Here is a 19,856-nt window from a genome sequence, read left to right as displayed (position 1 = left end):
TTTTGATGTTGTTTAAGTTTTCAACATTGTGATAAAATAATGGTAGTCGAGGTGATATTATGGTTCGTTCTAAAGTAATTGCAATTGATGGACCAGCAGCAGCAGGTAAAAGTACAATTGCACAAAAAGTCGCAGAAATGTTAGGGTATGTTTATATCGATACCGGGGCAATGTACCGTGCGGTAACATTAAAAGCCTTAAATCAGAACATTGACGTACAAGATGAAGAAAAAATTGAAAAAATGTTAGAAGATACAACGATTCGATTAACAAATGATAAAAAAGTATATTTAGATGACGTTGATGTGACAGAGGCTATTCGTCAACCGATTGTTTCTCAAAATGTATCAGCGGTTTCAGCCCATAAAGTCGTTCGTGATGAATTAAAACGTCGTCAAATTGAGTATGCTAAAACAGCAAATGTTGTAATGGATGGGCGTGATATCGGGACTAATGTTTTACCAGATGCAGATTATAAAATTTTTATGACAGCTTCTGTAGAAGTTCGTGCTGAACGTCGTTATAAAGAAAATATTAAACGAAATATTCCATGTGATTTAGAAAGTTTAAAACAAGAAATTCAAACACGTGATGAGTTAGACTCAACTCGCAAACATTCTCCTTTATTAAAGGCCGAAGATGCGATTGAGGTTGATACTTCATATATGACAATTGAAGAAGTTATTAATACAATTATTAACATTGCAAAGGGCGGGGAAAATAATGAAGCAGTTTAATCAAGTTGATCATGAAGAAATGACAATGAATGATGTTTTAGAATTTACGAATTTTTCATTACCTTCAGTAAATGATATTGTTGAGGGTGTTGTGGTTCGTGTCTCTAATCAAGAAGTAACAGTAGATATTGGTGGAGCAACAGAAGGAACTATTTATTTAAATGAATTAACGTTAGATAAAGTAGAATCTGCTAAAGATGTTGTTAAAGTTGGAGATACTATTAAAGCAATGGCTAAAAAAGTAGATGATGAGCAAATTTTATTATCTCGTCGTGCATTACTTGAATACCAACGCTTCCAAGATTTAAAAGTAGCTTATGAAAAAGGTGAAACATTAGAAGGGAGAGTTATCCGCACGGTAAAAGGTGGTTTAATTGTTAATATCGGAATGGATGCTTTTTTACCAACTAACATGGTAGATGTCGATTTTGTAACAGATTTAGAACAATACGTTGGGCAAAAAATGCTAGTTCGTATTGTTGAATTCAATCCACGTAATAAACGCATTAAAGTCTCTCGTAAAATTGTCGTGGCAGAGCAATTAAAAGTGGCACGTGAAGATCAGTACTCTACTTTAGCTGTAGGAGATATCGTGACTGGAAAAGTCGTGCGTCTTGAAAAATTTGGAGCATTTGTTCGTTTTGGTGCCTTAGAAGGATTGGTTCATATTTCAGAAATTTCTCATCTACCAGTTGAAAAGGTAGAAGACGCCTTAACTGTTAATCAAGAGGTAAGTGCGAAAGTGATTAAAGTAGAAGGAACAAAAATTCAACTTTCAATTAAAGCTGTTTTACCGACACCATTTGAACAATTCGTACAAGTTCATCATGAAAATGAAGTGTTAGAAGGAACAGTGGTTCGTTTAACGGAATTTGGAGCATTTGTTGAGTTAGCTAAAGGGGTAGAAGGACTTGTTCATCTTTCAGAACTTTCTTGGGATCATAAAGCAAAACTTGAAGAAGTGGTGTCTGAAGGGCAAAAAGTTCAAGTGCGAATCATTTTATTAGATAAAAAACATAATCGTATTGGATTATCATTAAAAAAAGTAGAGCAAGATCCATGGCAAACATTTAGTCATAAAGTCGGAGATGTCATTTGTGGAACAGTGACGAATATGACTGATTTAGGGGCATTCATTAAGGTAGCACCATATATTGAGGGATTATGTCATTTTACTGAAGCTTCTTGGAATCCAAATAAAAAATTGGCCTCTTTAGTATCAGTTAATGAAGAAGTAGAAGTTAAAATTATTTCATTAGATGTGAAAAAACATCGTTTGGGATTATCATTACGTGCTGTGAAAGAAAATCCATGGAATACGGTAACTTTAAAAGTGGGAGACGTTATTACAGGAAAAGTGGAATCAATGAATGATCGTGGTGCATTTGTTGCGATTGAAGAAGATGTTATTGGTTTCTTACCGGCAAATCAAATTACTGAAAAACGCATTAATCGTGTAGAAGATGTGTTATCAGTTGGTGAAGTTGTTGAAGTTAAAGTGATGCGTTTTGAACCAAAACAAGCAAAACTTGAATTAAGCATTCGTCGTATTAAAGAAGATGCAGAACGTGAAGAGTTTAATAAGTACATGAAAGAACAGGAACAAGCGGAAACTGAAACACTTGGAGACTTATTCGGAGATGCCTTAAAGAACTTATTAAAATAATAAAAAAGGGGAAAATCCCCCCCTTTTTTTATTTCAAAACCAAATATGAAGTAAAATTTGACTAAGTCATTATAAAACTAATATAATATTAACGACTTAGTTATGTGTAAAGATGAAAGAAGGTGGCAACATGGTATTACCTGTAGTAGCAATCGTTGGTCGTCCTAATGTTGGAAAATCGACTATTTTTAATCGTATCGTAGGTTCACGTGTTTCAATTGTAGAAGATGAACCTGGAATCACAAGAGATCGTATTTATAGTAGCGGGGAATGGTTAACTCGCAAATTTAATGTCATTGATACAGGTGGAATTGAAATTGGTGATGAACCATTCATGCGCCAAATTAAGTATCAGGCTGAAATTGCAATGGATGAAGCAGATGTTATTGTATTTGTTACAAATGCTCGTGATGGAATTACTCAAGCCGATCAAGAAGTAGCAAATATGTTATATAAAACAAAAAAACCAGTCGTGTTGATTGTTAATAAAGTTGATGATATCAACTTTAAAGAACAAATTTATGAATTTTATTCACTAGGTCTTGGAGATCCAATTGCAACGTCAGCAATTCATGGGATTGGATTTGGTGATATGTTAGACCAAATCGTTTTAAATATGCCAGAGAAAAAAGGTATGGATTATGAAGAAGATGTCATTAAATTTAGTTTAATTGGACGTCCAAACGTGGGAAAATCTTCATTAACAAATGCTTTGTTAGGCGAAGAACGTGTGATTGTTAGTGATATCGCTGGAACGACTCGTGATGCAATTGATACTGAATTTACAAAAGATGGACAAAAATATGTTGTAATCGATACGGCCGGAATGCGTAAGCGTGGTAAGGTGTACGAAACAACTGAAAAATATAGTGTTTTACGTGCCTTAAGTGCTATTGAACGTAGTGATGTTTGTTTAATTGTTATTGATGCTTCTAAAGGATTAATTGAACAAGATAAACGTGTCGCTGGATATGCACACGAAGCTGGAAAAGCGGTTGTGATTGTTGTAAATAAATGGGATGCTATTGAAAAAGACGATAAAACAATGCGTGATTGGGAAGAATTAATCCGTACTGAAATGTCATTCTTAGATTATGCTCCAATTGTGTTCTTATCTGCTTTAACGAAAAAACGTCTACATACGTTATTTGAACCGTTAAATTTAGCGGCTGAAAATCATAAAAAACGTGTTGTGACTCATGTTTTAAATGATGTGATTATGGATGCAGTAGCCATGAATCCAACACCAACTCATAATGGTCAACGTTTACGTATCTACTATGCAACACAAGTATCAATTCAACCACCGACGTTTGTTATTTTCGTTAATGATCCAGAATTATTACACTTCTCATACAAACGTTATCTAGAAAATCGTTTACGTCAAGCTTTTGGATTTGAAGGAACACCGATTCATATTATTGCCAGAACACGCGATTAATGAATAATCGTTAGGAGGGTATAAAGATGACAAAATCAATCACAGTTGTAGGAGCTGGAAGTTGGGGAACAGCTTTAGCACAAGTCCTATGTGATAATGGACATGATGTTAAATTGTACGATTTAAATCAGGAAATTATTGATGATATCAATCGAAATCATCACAATTCTCGATTTTTTAAGGAGCTTATGTTACCTGACAATTTAAAGGGAACAACAAATTTAAGTGAAGCTTTAAAAGAGGCTGAGATGATTTTATTATCAGTCCCTACTAAAGTAATCCGTGCAGTTTTAAAAGAGATAAACGAAGTATTAGATCATCCAGTTGTTATTATTAATGCAAGTAAAGGAATTGAACCAGGAACCCATAAACGTGTTTCTGAGATTGTTCAAGAGGAAATTAATGCTAATCATTTAGTAGCATTTGTTGCTTTATCAGGGCCTTCACATGCTGAAGAAGTAATTGAACGTGCTGTAACGACTGTGACATGTGCTTCCACGGTTGTTGAATTAGCAAATGAAATCCAACTAATGTTCAATAATCATTATTTCCGTGTTTATCGTGTAGATGATTTAATTGGAGTTGAGGTTGGAGGTTCAATTAAGAATGTTATTGCATTAGCAGCTGGAATTATTGCTGGACTTGGTTATGGTGATAATGCTAAAGCGGCCTTAATTACACGTGGATTAGTTGAAATTAAACGATTAGGTGTTGCTGTTGGAGCAAATGAAGAAACATTTGGTGGTCTAAGTGGTTTAGGAGACTTAATTGTAACGTGTACTTCAGTTCATAGTCGTAACTGGCAGGCAGGTTATAAAATAGGAAGTGGATCAAATTTACAAGAAGCAATTGATAGTATGACCATGGTTGTTGAAGGAGTTCGTACTTGTCAAGCAACTTATGAATTAGCTCATGAACTTCAAATTGAAATGCCAATCGTTGAGACGGTTTATCAAGTTATTTTTAATAAACTAGAGCCAACACTTGCGATTTCACAATTAATGATGCGTGATATGAAGCCAGAATTTTATTAATAGGCAAAAATCATCACAATTTTAAATTAAATAGTGACAAATTCCCTCCTTGAGTCATATGCTATATTGAAAATGACTTGAGGAGGTTTTAATATGTTTGATAATATTTTTGGGAAATTTGGGAAAGATGTAAATGTAAAGCAAGATGATCTTTTTAATATTGCATCTGAGGCTTCACAAATGGATTTGAAAAATGAACAACAAGTTCGAGCATTGATTGGAAGTGTAGCAGCAATGGTTGGACGAAAAGTTGATCCTGCTATTGAAGATCAATTAACTAAAATGATTATTAACGGGGAAGTTCCAACAGATATGAATGAGTTATTAAAAATGATGATGTAATCATCATTGAGAAATCTAAATGTATTAAAGGGTTGATTTTAAGGTTTGAGTAAATGTCCTAGCGAAAGCTAGGATATTTTTTTATTTCAAATTAAAAGAAGTTATCATATATTGAGATAGCTCTTGCATATAATTCGAAGAAAACACAGACAGGCTACGCTTTCATTTACTGTTGTTAGTGTAGTTTTATGGCAATAATTCCATGGATTAATAAGACCTACAGTAAAAAAATTAAAGTTTTATCAAAATTCTCTCATAAAGTAGGGGATAAGCATCATACATTGATATTGACAAAATACAAGTGAAAATGGAGGTTTACTATATGGAAACAAATGAACTGATGAGAGACGTCTTTGCTCGTACGAATGGCGAATTCTATCTCGGCGTAGTAGGGGCGGTTCGTACAGGAAAATCAACATTCATCAAGAAATTTATGGAATCTTTAGTTATTCCACTAGTTGAAGATGAAAATGAAAAGAAACGCATGATAGATGAATTACCACAAAGTGCGAATGGTAAAACTATTATGACAACAGAACCAAAGTTTGTTCCAGCACAGGCTGTTAATGTAACAGTTGAAGGAGAGGTAAGTGCGAATATTCGCTTAATTGATTGTGTTGGATATGTCATTCCAAGTGCGATTGGATATGAAACGGATGAAGGACCACGTATGGTGAATACACCATGGTATGATGAACCAATTCCATTTGTAGAGGCAGCAGCAATCGGAACACAAAAAGTTATTGAAGATCACTCGCATATTGGAATCGTTATGACAACGGATGGTTCGATTGGAAACTTTAATCGCGATGATTACTTAGAGGCTGAACAGTTAGTCATTGAACAATTAAAGGCAATTAATAAACCGTTTATTGTGATTTTAAATACGACTCATCCAAAAACTGATGATGTACAAGAATTGAGAAATCAATTACAAGATGAGTATGGTGTTCCAGTATTACCTCTAAGTGTTGAAAATATGACGAAAAAAGATATTTATAGTGTCTTAACAGAGGCTTTATATGAATTCCCAGTTTCAGAACTTGATATTAAATTACCAAGCTGGGTTGATGCATTAAGTGATGATAATTGGTTAAAAGCACGCTTCTTAAAATTAATTAATCAAAGTACAAATGAATTCTACAAGCTTCGTGATATTAATTACTTAGCTGATGAATTAAAAGCAGAAGATATTGTTGAGGATTGTTTTATCAGTGCTTTAGATGCTGGTGTAGGGTTAGCAGAGCTTGAAATTAAGGTTCCAGATCAATTATATGATCAAATTTTAACAGAATTAGTTGGACCAATTAAAGATAAAGCAGATTTAATGTTCTTATTACAAGATTATGCAAATATTAAAAAGGAATATGAACCTATTGCATCTGCACTTAAGATGGTTAAACAAGTTGGATATGGAATTGCAACTCCATCAATCGAAGATATGACACTTAGTGAGCCAACCGTTGTAAAACAAGGAGCACGCTATGGAGTTCGTTTAAAAGCTATTGCACCATCTATTCATATGATTCGTGTCGATGTTGAGTCAGTATTTGAACCAATCATCGGAACAGAACAACAAAGTAAAGATTTAATTGACTTTATTATGAAAGATTCTGCTGATAATCCATTAGCAATCTGGTCTACTGAAATCTTTGGTCGTTGTTTAAGTGATATTGTACGCGATGGTATTTCAGCAAAATTATATTCAATGCCAGAAAATGCACGCTTTAAATTACAAGATACATTAATTAAAATTGTAAACCAAGGTAATGGTGGATTAATTGCCATTATGCTTTAAAATAAGCCGAAAAAGTCTCTTATTGATTTACTTCAAAAGAGGCTTTTCTCATTTTTGAAGCGATTTTTTATAAAATATTAATTTAGATGAAAAAAAGCGAAGTAAATTGCCTAAAATAGTGTTGTCTCAACAAAATATTCAAATAAATGTTTGCAACCATAAAACGGGTGTGGTAAACTTTTACTTGCAAAGAAATGTCTTAGGAGGTATTGATTTTTATGAACCGTTCTCAATTAGTAGATAAAATCGCTGAAAAAGCTGAGTTAACTAAAAAAGATGCAGATAAATTCTTAAGTGCTTATATTGAAGCAGTAACTGAAGCGTTACAAGCAGATGACAAAGTAGCATTAGTAGGATTCGGAACGTTTGAAGTACGTGAGCGTGCTGCACGTCAAGGACGTAACTTACATACTGGAGAAACAATCGAAATCGAAGCTAGCAAATATCCTGCTTTCAAAGCTGGTAAAGCTTTAAAAGACGCTTTAAAATAAGCCTTTTAGATATAAATCAAGACAACTCGCATTTTTACGAGTTGTCTTTTTATTTTAAATAATGACTTTCATTAAATAAGATGCCATAATAAAGAGGATATCGATTGATTAGTTTAATTAAAGAAGGTGAAAGAGATGAGTATTCGTTTTATTTTAGGGCGATCAGGTGTTGGAAAAACAAGACTTGTTTTAAATGAAATTAAGGCAGCTTGTGATGAGCTTCCACAAGGAGATCCTATTTTTGTTATTGCACCTGATCAGATGACGTTTCATTTAGAATATCAACTTTTAAAACAAAGTCAGTATCCTAGTTTAATGAGGGTACAGGGATTAAGTTTTAATCGTTTTGCATATCGTATTTTACAGGAAACGGGTGGTTTGAGTCGCTATCATTTGAACCAAGTTGGATTGGCGCTGTTGTTGCAAAAAGTCATGAATGAAAAAAAAGATCAGCTATCATTATTTCCGTTTTATGCAAACAAACCTGGTTTCATTTCAAAAGTAAGTGAGATGATTGCGGAGTTTAAAAATTATTGTGTGACACCGAATCAATTATTTCAAACCATTCAAACACAACAAGAGATTTCGAATTGGTCGGTTCAATCCGTAAAAAAAATTAATGATATTGCTATTTTATATGATGAGTTTGAAAAATTATCATTAGGTCGATATTTGATGACAGAAGATTATTATACGTTGTTGAGTGAGCAAATCGCTTATTCCTCAACCATTGCTAATAGTGATTTTTATATTGATGGCTATCATTTATTTAATAAGCAAGAAGAATTAATTTTATTGCAATTGATGAAGTACGCGAAATCTGTCACTATTGTGTTAACACATGATTTAAATTCAACTAGCTCTGTTTTTTCTTTGCCATCTCGTACCTATTCTAAATTAGCTTCGCAACTAGAAGAAATGGGATTAAATTATGAAATTCAAGAACTAACAGAGGGGAATCATCGTTTTAAATCAGACACTGCCTTAGCTCATCTAGAAAAACAATTTATGCAGTTTCCGACGGTTAAAAGTGAAGCAAAAGGCGTCCATTTTTTCCAAGCAGCGAATAGCCGACTCGAAGTTGAAGAAGTAGCAAAACGAATTCATCACTTGATTCATAAAGAGGGTTATGCATTTAATGATATTGCCATTTATACGGCACAATCAGAGGAGTATCAAGAACTGATTGCCTCTATTTTCCCTAAATTTGAGATTCCAGTCTTTTTAGATTATAAAGAATCTATGTTGATTCACCCTCTAATGGTGTTACTTTATCATGTCTTTGATGTCATGATGAATGGATGGCGTCATGAATCGATGTTTATGATCATTAAAACGGGACTTTTTATGGATGTAAGTCAGATAAAAAAACAACAATCCTTTTACGAAGCGTTTCAGGCTTATCAACGTCAAGTTGATGTGCTAGAAAACTATTGTTTAGCTCGTCAGATTAAAAAACAAGACTGGCAACAAAAAGATGATTGGGTGTATGAGAAGTATCAAGGACTTGGCAGAGGGTATGTGAAAACGGATGATGACTTAGCAGTTGAAGACTTATTAAATACTTTAAAAAAGCAGATTTCTAGTTTGTTAACATCATTTGAGAAAAAATTAAAAAAAGCTAAAACCTATAAGGAGTTTGCCGTTGCGACCTTTACCTTCTTAGAAGAAGCCCAAATTCCACAAAAGCTAGCACTACTTGAGTCAAGTGCTGAAGAGACGCAGCATTTAAAGTTACTTAAACAGCATCAACAAGTTTGGAATAAAGTGCTTGAGCTATTTGAGCAACTCGTTGAAATTGGACAAGAAGAAGCGGTTAGTCTAGAAAATTTTGCAACGGTCTTTAAAGCAGGACTTGAAGAAATGTCTTATGCGACTGTTCCACCACGACTTGATCAAGTTTCAGTTGGCGAATTAAGACGTGCCCGTTATCAATTAGTTACGGATTTAGGTGAAGCAGGACAGTATGGAATTAAGCATGCGTTTGTTCTTGGCGTGAATGAGGGGCAAATTCCGAGTGTTATGGGAGAGAGTAGTCTCTTAAGTGAAGTAGAACGTGAACAATTAAAAGAGTTAGGCATTGAACTAGCACCTAGTCTTGAGCAAAGTCAACAAGATGAACAGTTTATCCTATATACCGTGTTTACCTCACCTAAACAAACGTTAACACTTTCTTATGTGAGCAGTAATGATGAAGGGAAAGAGTTTTTACCTTCATACGTTTATAATCAATTAAAAGAAATGTTCCCGCTTTCACAAGAGGCGCACATTGGTCGTGAATTTGATGACGATTTATATGAACAACTAACGACATTGAATCAATCAGTTGCTCATTTATTAGCGCATCTCAAACAAAATCCAGCGTATCGTTCTTACTATGAACCATTATTAGCGTATTACAAGGAACATAATCCATTGATTTATCAAATGGTTATGAGAATTTTAGGATATGAAAATGAGGTAACTAATTTAGATGAAGTGTTGACGAAAAAACTTTATAGTGAAGAAATTGTGGCGAGTGTTTCAAGACTGGAGTTGTTTAACCAGTGTGAATTCGCTCATTATTTACGCTATGGATTACAATTAAAAGATCGAGAACGTTATCAACTTGATTTACCGCATATTGGTGAGCTTTATCATGAGGCATTAAAACGCATTGCCACAATGATTCAAAAGGAGAATCGAACATTTGCTGATTTAACGCAAGATGAGTGTCAGACACTTGCTAAAATGGTGTCAGATGAGTTGAGTGAACAGTTGTTATATAAGATTTTAAAACAAAATCAACGTATGATGAAGTTAACGGAGCGATTGACTCATGTTGTTTATAAGACGTTAATTGGACTCAAGTATCAAAGTAGCCAAAGTGAGTTTAAGCCGATGTTTTTTGAGTTGCCATTCCAAACTGGAAAATCAAATGGAATTCACATCGATTCACGCCCGATTGGAAAAGGATTTAAATTATCATTAAAAGGAATTATTGACCGTGTTGATGTTGCTAAATCAAAAGATGAATCGCAAGCTTATTTAAGAATTGTCGATTATAAATCGAGTCAACAAGATTTAGAGCTTGATAAGGTCTATTATGGTTTGAGTTTACAGCTATTAACGTATTTAGATGTCGTGGTCACGAATGCCCTGCAATTAATTGACATGCCAGCAGAAGTCGGAGGACTCTTGTACTTCCATGTTCATCGCCCCATTATTTCAAAAGACGATCAAGATTTATTAAGAGATGTGGCGTTAGAAGAGCAAATATTAAGGCTACATCAAGAGGATTTTAAAATGAAAGGTTATTTACCGGATGATTATGACGTGGTGACACTCAGTGATCATCGAATAACGGATCGCTTAAAAAGTGATGTCGTCCCTATTACGCTAAAAAAAGATGGAAGTTTTTCAAGTCGTGGGACATCGACGTTATCTCCGGCTGAACTTTCGATGTTACGAAATTATACGAATCAAACGATTGAACGTGCCGCGACGAAAATTACGCAAGGTTCTCTTGAGATTAATCCAAGTCATCATGGCGATCGTAAAGCATGTGATTTTTGTTCTTATCGAGGGGTGTGCCAATTTGATATTGATTTTCTCGGAAATCAACCACGTATCTTAGCTAAAATGAAAAAAGAAAATGCATTAGAGGCGATTAAATGTCAACTAGAGGAAGGAGGAGATCAAGATGAATCAAGTACCCATTAAACCGCTGGAGGCGACTTGGAATGATGAACAATGGGAAGCTATTTATCGAAAAGGCGAAGATTTATTAATTTCAGCTGGGGCAGGTTCAGGAAAAACGGCTGTACTCGTGGAACGAATGATTCAAAAAATTATTCAAGAGAAACTAAATATTGATGAATTACTTGTCATGACCTTTACAGAGGCAGCAGCTGCTGAAATGAAACAACGTATGCGTTCACGCATTCAAGATGAGTTAGAAAAGCAACCAGATAATGAACATTTAAAGGTCCAATTAAATAAAATTTCTCAGTCTCATATTTCAACGTTTCATGCCTTTTGTAATAAGTTAATTAAACGTTACTATTATTTATTAGAACTCGATCCTGTGTTTAAGATTGCCGATGATATTGAAGTCGGGATTATTCAAGATGAGGTGGTTGAATCGTTATTTGATGACTTATCAGATGATGAGGATGAGTCTTATTTGCTGTTGAGTCGTCAGTTTAATAATGATCGCAATGATGAGAATTTAAAAGTCATGTTACTTAAAATTTACGAATTGGCACGTTCTAATCCTGAAATGATTCAGTGGTTAGAGAATTTACCTCACCTATATCAGTGGGATGAGCAAGATCTAATGTCATGGATTCATTATGATAAAATTTTAAAAGTCATAACTCCAAGTCTTAATGAAGCAGTATTAGATTTAGAAAAAGCAAAAGAATATGCGACTTACTCACAAATGACGGAGAAATTACATAAATACGCAACAGATGTATATTTTCAAGATTTAGAGTATGTCAATCGTTTAAAGGATGCCATGAACTCATCATATGAAGCGCTACGCGAGGCTTTTATGAATACAACGCTTTCGAGATTTCCTTCAGCACCTAAGAAAGATTTTGATGAAGAGATGAACACGATTTGTAAAGAGGCGCGTGATTCTTTTAAAAAACGAATTGAGAAAATAAAGGAAAAATATTTAACGTACTCGAATGAAACGCATTTGATTCATTTTAAAAAGAGTCAAGAAGTGGTAGAAGCATTAGCGAAAATGGTTCTTCTATTTCATGAGCGTTTTAGCAAAGCGAAATTAAAACGACAATTACTTGATTTTTCTGATTTAGAGTGGTATACGCTTCGGTTGTTAATCCAAGATGGACAAGCAACTGCGGTAGCATTTGATATTCATGCTCAATTTAAGGAGATTATGATTGATGAGTATCAAGATACTAATTTCATGCAAGAATCGATTGTTCAGGCGATTGCCAAGATTAAGTCACCTGAAATTCCAATTTTCATGGTAGGGGATGTCAAGCAGTCGATTTATCGATTCCGACTCGCAGAACCAAGTATTTTTCAAGGAAAATATACGATGTTCTCTGATGGAAATGGAAAAGGTCATAAAATTGATTTAATGAAAAACTATCGTTCTCATCAGCAAGTGATTGATTCAACGAATTATATTTTTAAGCAGTTAATGGATGAGCCGGTGGGTGAAATTAATTATGATGAAGCGGCAATGCTTCGACTTGGCGTGTTAGGTGAAGTGAATGATCCATTTAACCAAAATGAAGTACATTTGATTGATAAATTGCAAGTCACAGATGATGAAACGGATTTAAGTACCGTTGAACTTGAAGCGCATCACATTGCGAGAACAATTAAGCGTTGGATGGATTCTAAACAAGAAGTATATGATCGAAAATTAGGTCGCATGCGTCTTTTAACTTATCAAGATATTGTGATTTTAATGCGATCGTTAAGCAGTGTGACAACGTTTCAAGATGTTTTTCGTCAATATCATATTCCGCTGTTTACCGAACAAAATACCGATTTGTTTGATTCAATTGAAATTATTAATATGGTTTCTTGTTTAAAAGTCATTGATAACCCTTATCAAGATATTCCTTTGGTTGGCCTGATGCGATCACCGTTATTTTTCTTTAATGAGCGTGAATTGTCACTCATCAAAGTTTCAAGTAAAGCTTCATCCTTTTATGAACTCGTCCAATTTTATCAAAATCACGGAGAGGATGAGTTTTTAAAACAAAAAACAAAGCGTTTTGTTGAGATATTAGAACGTTGGCGTTTCGAAGCGAAAACACAATCGCTAGCAAGTTTGATCACCCTTATTTATGAACAAACGCTTTATTATGAGTTTGTGATGGGACTTCCACATGGTTATTTAAGAAAGGCAAATTTAGATGTTTTTGTCGATAAGGCACGCCATTATGAGTCGAGCACTAAAAAAGGTTTATATGGATTTGTTAATTATATCGATCGAATGCAAGCTCTTGGAAAACATTTTGGAAAAGCTAAAACAGTCACAGCGAATGAAGATGTTGTTCGAATTATGTCTATTCATAAATCAAAAGGGCTTGAATTTCCTGTTGTGTTTATTTCTCAAATTCAAAAGAAATTTAATGTTCAGGACGAAAAAGGAAATTATATTTTACATAAAAAGTATGGAGTAGCAGTCAAGTACATTGATTCGCAGTTAAGCTTTACTCAAAAAACAATTGCTCAAAATGTGGTAGCAAGCCTCATTCATCGAGAAATGTTAGCAGAAGAAATGCGTCTTTTATATGTGGCCATGACACGTGCTAAATCTAAGCTTTTATTTACAGGAGTTTTTGAGGTTGAGAAAAAGCTCGCTTCTTTAAAAGAAGTCATCACTGAATCGGGTGTGAGGTTACCAGATTCGTATCGATTAAAAGCAGTTAATTATGCTGATTGGATTTTACCGGCTATTTTAAAGCATCCAGATAACCAAGAGATCGTGGCGACCTATTTAGGGGTAACACCGACTTGTTTAGAAGATGCTAGTTCATGGAAAATAGAAATATTCTCCCAACAACAGGAGCTTGAACAATCGATGAAGGTAGAAGAGTCATTAGCTAAACAACCCCCTGTTATTGATTTTGAAAAAATTTTTTCAACGCGTTATGAGCATCAGGAACTAGTTGAGATTAACGCAAAGCAATCTGTTTCACAGCGCAAACTGGCTGAGGAAACACCTATGTTTAAAGGGATTCCTGAGCTTAGACCACAAGTGGCTTATGATCGGCCATCATTTATGAGAGAAAAGAAAATTAGTGGAGCTGAAGCGGGAACCGCATTGCATCAATTTATGCAGCATTTACCGGTGATGAAAAATCATACGTTAGAAAGTTTACAGCAAGTCAAAGAACGAGTGATTGAAAAGGAAATGATGAGCGAGGAGATGAGTAGTCGAATTGATCTAGGGCAAGTGCTAGAGTTTACTAAAAGTCCTCTTTATGAAAAAATTATAACAGCGTTATCGGTTAAAAAAGAGGTTCCATTTATGACGTTAGTAAAGGTGGATGAGCATGAACAGTCTCAAATCTTACTTCAAGGGGTCATTGACTTATTAGCAGAATTTGAAGATGAAGTCTATATCGTGGATTATAAAACCGACTATATTCGTGACTTTGAGGTACAACAACAAGAACTAAAACAAAGATACGAAACACAAATGAAATACTATTCTAAAGCGATTAAAGAAATATTCCCAACTAAAAAAGTAAGTTGTCATGTTTATTTCTTAAAAGTATCGCAGTGTCTCGTTTATTAAAGATAAGAAAAGGACATCTCCCAATTGGGAAATGTCCTTTTCTAATCGACTTTTGCATTATCTTTAATATAAGCTTTTGTTTTTAAGTAAAGTGTCCGTTCGTGGTAATCTACTTCAGAGTGCTTTAATTTCATTCCTTCAATATGACTACTTAAAATGAGACCAAATAAAATCATATAAGAGAGTAATGAACTTCCCCCGTAACTGATAAACGGAAGCGTTACCCCTGTAATGGGAAGCATCCCAATCGTCATCCCAATATTTTGAATTTGTTGGAAGAATAACATTCCAAAAATTCCAACGCATAAGTAACTATTGTAATGACCACGATTCAGTGTTGCCGTATTGAGAATTTCAAAATCAAATAAACCACATAAAATCACCGTAATTAAAGTTCCAATTAATCCAAAGTCCATTCCGATAACGGCAAAAATGAAATCAGTGTGGGCTTCAGGGAAGTAAGTGGTTAAGCTTTGGAATCCGTTTCCAATTAGATGACCCGATCCAATGGCAAGTAATCCTTTTGCTAATTGGTTTCCTGCTCCTTGAATCGTTCCAAATGGATCAAACCATCCAAAGAAACGACTTAATTTATAAGCTTGAATTCCAAGAACATTTGTTAAAAAGTCTGGGAAAACTCCGACTGCTAGAATAAAGATTGTAATACCGACCATAGCAATTGAACCAACGATAAAGATATATCGCCACTTAATTCCTGAAGAAAAAATCATGAGTGCGACGAAGAATAAAATAATCATCGTAACACCAGAATCCGGCTGTTCAAAAATTAAAAAAGCTGGTGGCACAATAGCTGCTCCAATTTTTAGAAGAAGTAAAAAATCTGTTTTGACGGTACGCTTTAAATGGGGATAAAACTCGTTGTGTTTTTGAATGATATCGGCTACAACGAGTGCGAGCGCAATTTTCATAAATTCTGATGGCTGTAAAGTTCCGATACCAGGTAAGATGTACCAGCAGGTTGCCCCATTAATATTTTTAGCAAACGGAACATTCATAATGCCTTTTTCGTGAATAAAAAGTCCGAATAGTAAAATCATTACAAATCCATATAACCACCATCTCAAAGCTCGAATTCGATCCGTTCCAATGATGATGATGATAAAGGTTAGGATAAATCCAATGCCATAAAACAATCCTTGCCTCATGGCATAATCTGATGCTCCGTACTGGATTTCAGTCAACGGTGCAGAGGAAGTAATGGCAACCAGACTAATTCCGATAATAAGAAGTAAATAGACAATAATTGGATTATAAAATAAAATCTTAAATTTATTTAAAATATCTTTCATTTAATCACCTGACTTTAAAAGCTATATGTTCATTCTATCAGATAATAACAAGATTGATAAGTAAATGTAGTAAAATGTTTGGATTATTTAAAACTTATCATTTCTCATGAAGTCGAATAGGAGAGCGATTCACCTAAACCTAAAATGTGCATAAGTTATATTATGACGAACGAAAGAGGAGGATTAAAATGCCTAAAAAAGTCGAAAAAGAACCGTTATTATTTGTGGATACTGGTTATCTAGGATGTTTTGTCAGTGAGCAAAGTTATTTTAAAACCCCTACAGAAAAACCAAATAATGTATCAAATCCTGATTATGTTCATAATTATGCAAGTACAGATTTTTTTGATTTTGATCAGTTTACAGTTTCTCACGATGAAAGTGCTAAAAAGGTCGAAAAATTACAAGTGAGTGATGAAGTAGAAGATGATGAGTATGAACGCGTCGATATTTTAGTCGATGAAACAGATGATCATCTTCAAGAGCAAGAGGAAACAGTTGGTTTAATGAATAATGTTAAAGTTGAAGAAACAGAGGGATTTGATGATGAAAACAATATTACGATTGAAGAGATAGAAGTGGATTCCTCTGAGACTAACACACATACTGAAGCGGTAGAGGTTAAAGTGCCAGTAACTAATATGGTAAGTGAAGAAATAGAAGTTGATGCAAAAGCGACTAATACGTTAGGTGAAGAAGTAGAAGTTGATGCAAAAGCGACTGAGACGTTAAGTAAAGAAGTAATAAATGGAGAAGGGTTAGAGGAGAAACAGGAGGTAGATGTCGACAACTCTGATGATGAGGTAGAAGAAACAGTCGAACCAATGGATGAAAAGCAACGGGAATTATTATTGTTCATCCGTGATTTAACCAATCGTCCCACTTCGATGAAAGCCCCAATTGTACAAATCGTCAAAAAAGATGGAACACTTAAGTCTGGAATTTTGAATTTAGCAAATGAAACAACGGTTAGTATTGATAATTTGATGAATAAAGTGGAAGAAATTCCAATTTCATCTATTGAAGGAATTAGAATCTTACATATGTAACGAGTTAGGACCTCTTTTATAAGCGGGTAAGATGAGAACATCCCATCTAATCTGTTTGTAAGGGAGGTTTTCCCTTTTTAGCATAAAAGAAAAGGTGCTGTGATTAAACAACACCATCCATACGCCATCATTAAAGATTGTTATCATCTAGTGGTACATAGACATCTTCTAAGCATTGAATTGCTATGAAAGAGTTTAAGTCAACGGTACACAATGTTTTGGTAGGAATCAAACTTATCGAAGTTAGCCCTTGTCTTTCAAAAACATTGAGGTCGTCGTTTATTGTGTTAATGTGTCTAAAACCATCTGAATCACTCATATCTCGAGCATCATTACTATGATTTGAGTTAGCATTTGAATTATAAGCTAACGCTCTAATCGTTGCACTATTTTCATTGACATCTTCGACTCTAAACAGTGAAGCGGATTGAAGACCAGAGTCGGGAAGAGTGGCTAATTTAAATGGTTCTCCATTTGGTAGATATAAAATAAAGGGTCTTGTATTAGCTTTAGACGCTTCACCTAAAATAAGATTGTTATATCGTAAGATGCTACTATCTGTTGGAGTAGCAGCCTGTTGTAGACGATTGATGAATCTAAGCGTATCAGCAACAGGACTATATTTAATTGTTCGAGTAGTTTCAGAACTCATAAGCTCACCTTAATTTAAGAATATATTAACATAGAGGCGCTACTTCTATGTGACCTAAGGATAGGTCTCTCATACTTTCATATGAGTGTAGACTATATCATCATCCTAGTTTGAGGATGTCCTCCGCTTCCACTACCCATCGCTTGTAGTGTACTCCCTTATAGGGATAGTCGTTGAACGTTCTCCTATTCGGAGCTTCGCTGCTGATTTTCCATTGTATGAGCACGTAGGATTTAACCTTATGCCATCTCATTTATTTTTTCTGCTTTCGCAACCTTCACACTTAGTCTATTTCAAACTTATGTTGTGGTTAAATGAGCTTTAGGAGGTCCCAGCAATTCAAAGGATGTTGGAGATTTCTTAAAATCTCACTCCATGCTCGTTTCTGAACATGGGAGGCAGTTGAATGGATGAAACTATTCTTTTACCTCCTAGGTACATTATTAATTTATGCTTAAACTAGGCTTTGTTTCTAGACAAATCCCCAATTATAACCATAAGACAAAGAACTAATTTGAATTAAATTTGGAAATTGTTAAATATTAGGTTTATTTTGGTTATCTCTGGACATAATAGGATGGAATATAAAAAGGGGTGCGTTAAAATATGCAAAAATTATGTGTCGTGATTGCATTAATTTCATTATTAGGTATAGGCTTTACATTTTATTCTCATATGATGAGTGATGAGATGCAATTAGAACGATTGGGGTACTCAAAAGAAGTGATTACTCAATTGCGTAATGAAAATTCAGAGATGATTGATAAGATTATAAGAGATAAAAGAAGCAGTGAAGAACTACTCGATTATCTTTTTGTGAAAAACTTTAATTATGACTGCTACGATGAATATGTTGATTTAAAAGAAAAATATCCCGAGTTAGAAGCAACTGAAGTTGTGTACGTGGCTTCTTTTTTTGAACATGTTTTTGTTCCAACTTTACTTCAGAATGGTTATGATGAAACAACGATTGACATGTGGTTTCAGTCACCAAACTTTAGTCAATATATTAAAACAGGTGATATCACAACCTTAAATAGTATTTTAAGCTTTGCCAAAGAAACAGGAAATGATTTATATACGTTATTAGAGTATGTAAGCTATGAAAAAAGGTATCCTCAAATTGGAATAAATGAAACAATAGCTCAGGTGGATGAATATCAAAATACCATATTCCCAGCCCTAAAACAAAAAGGATATCAAGCAGAGGAGATTGAGGTCTTATATACGAGCTGTGAATTAACTGATTTAAAAGCGTTAATTGATACCGATTTAAATCCATCTCAAACACTAGAACTCATGACTGCTAGTAGTTTTAGTTCGGCTAATTTTGAAATTTATGATGAAGTCTTAAATAGTGGACATTCGATTACGTATGCCCTTCAATATGCTAAATATCCAAATGTTAAATCAAATTTTTATGAAGCGATTGTTTCAACTCCAAATCCAAATCAACTGCTAGCACTTGTTAATAAAAACTATCAATTAGAGGCAACGTATGTGCCGACTGATTTTGTTCCATTAGATGTTACACTTTCGACCTTTGCATTGACTGGTACGAACTATTTACGCCGTGATGCAGCAGATGCCACTGAAAAACTCTTTGAAGCGGCAAAAGAGGAAGGGATTGAGCTTTTATTACGGTCAGGTTACATTTCCTATGAAACACAGAAAAAAAATTATGAACAAGATCTGTATGAAATGGGAATGGAATATGCAGAAAAAATTAGTATGAGACCTGGACATAGTGAACATCAATTAGGATTAGCAATTGATGTTACGAGTGATAGTGTCAATCAAAGTTTATCGGTTGATTTTGCTAAAACTGAAGAAGGAAAATGGGTGTTAGAACATGCTCATGAATTTGGATTTATTATTAGATATCCAGAGAATCGTGAAGCAGAAGTGGGATATACTTATCAACCTTGGCATCTGCGTTATGTTGGCGTAGAGGTGGCTTCTGAAATTTATGAAAATGATTGGGTATTAGAAGATTATATTTTAACCTATGGCTTACTCGATCAATGAGCATGAGTTTATCTCATGCTTTTTTTATT

At 34.4% G+C, this 19,856-nt stretch carries 13 protein-coding genes; 11 read left to right on the top strand and 2 right to left on the bottom strand.

Annotated features, from left to right (window positions below; genetic code table 11):
* The first annotated feature begins 59 nt into the window (after positions 1 to 59).
* The 9 genes from cmk (at position 60) to addA (ending at position 14,788) form a co-directional block, all read left to right on the top strand.
* Positions 60 to 737 carry a (d)CMP kinase gene (gene cmk / locus J6D32_RS13755; protein WP_006784020.1) on the top strand — a complete coding sequence of 226 codons (678 nt, stop codon included), beginning with the start codon at positions 60 to 62 and terminating at the stop codon, positions 735 to 737.
* Complete coding sequence (locus tag J6D32_RS13750) at positions 724 to 2,403, top strand: S1 RNA-binding domain-containing protein (protein ID WP_006784021.1); 1,680 nt, start codon at positions 724 to 726, stop codon at positions 2,401 to 2,403. The genes cmk and J6D32_RS13750 overlap by 14 nt, the downstream gene beginning before the upstream one ends.
* A 130-nt stretch (positions 2,404 to 2,533) precedes the next feature.
* Entirely contained in the window at positions 2,534 to 3,844 is a 1,311-nt protein-coding gene (der, locus tag J6D32_RS13745) for a ribosome biogenesis GTPase Der (protein ID WP_006784022.1), read from the top strand.
* A gap of 26 nt (positions 3,845 to 3,870) precedes the next feature.
* Positions 3,871 to 4,878, top strand: coding sequence for an NAD(P)H-dependent glycerol-3-phosphate dehydrogenase (locus J6D32_RS13740; RefSeq protein WP_006784023.1), 1,008 nt, complete (start codon positions 3,871 to 3,873; stop codon positions 4,876 to 4,878).
* Positions 4,879 to 4,971: 93 nt separating this feature from the next.
* Positions 4,972 to 5,220 (top strand): stage VI sporulation protein F, encoded by a 249-nt coding sequence (locus J6D32_RS13735; RefSeq protein WP_006784024.1) that lies wholly within the window; start codon positions 4,972 to 4,974, stop codon positions 5,218 to 5,220.
* A gap of 322 nt (positions 5,221 to 5,542) precedes the next feature.
* Positions 5,543 to 7,018: a stage IV sporulation protein A gene (gene spoIVA / locus J6D32_RS13730; protein WP_006784025.1), complete on the top strand. Its 1,476-nt coding sequence runs from the start codon at positions 5,543 to 5,545 to the stop codon at positions 7,016 to 7,018.
* A 218-nt stretch (positions 7,019 to 7,236) separates the two neighbouring features.
* Positions 7,237 to 7,509: a non-specific DNA-binding protein Hbs gene (gene hbs, locus J6D32_RS13725; protein WP_006784026.1), complete on the top strand. Its 273-nt coding sequence runs from the start codon at positions 7,237 to 7,239 to the stop codon at positions 7,507 to 7,509.
* A gap of 135 nt (positions 7,510 to 7,644) precedes the next feature.
* Positions 7,645 to 11,211: a helicase-exonuclease AddAB subunit AddB gene (addB, locus tag J6D32_RS13720; protein ID WP_287467762.1), complete on the top strand. Its 3,567-nt coding sequence runs from the start codon at positions 7,645 to 7,647 to the stop codon at positions 11,209 to 11,211.
* Entirely contained in the window at positions 11,192 to 14,788 is a 3,597-nt protein-coding gene (gene addA, locus J6D32_RS13715) for a helicase-exonuclease AddAB subunit AddA (RefSeq protein ID WP_195931931.1), read from the top strand. Before addB ends, addA begins: the two co-directional genes overlap by 20 nt.
* Before the next feature lie 41 nt (positions 14,789 to 14,829).
* On the opposite strand, the gene J6D32_RS13710 is transcribed toward addA, so the two are convergent.
* Entirely contained in the window at positions 14,830 to 16,098 is a 1,269-nt protein-coding gene (locus J6D32_RS13710; protein WP_006784029.1) for an FtsW/RodA/SpoVE family cell cycle protein, read from the bottom strand.
* 188 nt (positions 16,099 to 16,286) lie between these two features.
* Here J6D32_RS13710 and J6D32_RS13705 point away from each other — a divergent pair, with 188 nt between their 5' ends.
* Entirely contained in the window at positions 16,287 to 17,147 is an 861-nt protein-coding gene (locus J6D32_RS13705; RefSeq protein WP_132942608.1) for a hypothetical protein, read from the top strand.
* Positions 17,148 to 17,277: 130 nt separating this feature from the next.
* Here J6D32_RS13705 and J6D32_RS13700 read toward each other — a convergent pair whose 3' ends face one another.
* Entirely contained in the window at positions 17,278 to 17,799 is a 522-nt protein-coding gene (locus J6D32_RS13700; RefSeq protein ID WP_006784031.1) for a CotY/CotZ family spore coat protein, read from the bottom strand.
* Between the two features lie 606 nt (positions 17,800 to 18,405).
* Between J6D32_RS13700 and J6D32_RS13695 the strand changes: the two genes are divergently transcribed.
* Positions 18,406 to 19,827 carry a M15 family metallopeptidase gene (locus tag J6D32_RS13695; protein WP_055163599.1) on the top strand — a complete coding sequence of 474 codons (1,422 nt, stop codon included), beginning with the start codon at positions 18,406 to 18,408 and terminating at the stop codon, positions 19,825 to 19,827.
* Positions 19,828 to 19,856: the final 29 nt, after the last annotated feature.

The sequence above is a fragment of the Turicibacter sp. genome, assembly GCF_017941855.1.
GTDB lineage: Bacteria > Bacillota_I > Bacilli_A > MOL361 > Turicibacteraceae > Turicibacter > Turicibacter sanguinis.
Note: the sequence above shows the minus strand (reverse complement) of the source record. Positions and strands in the feature narration are given on the sequence as shown.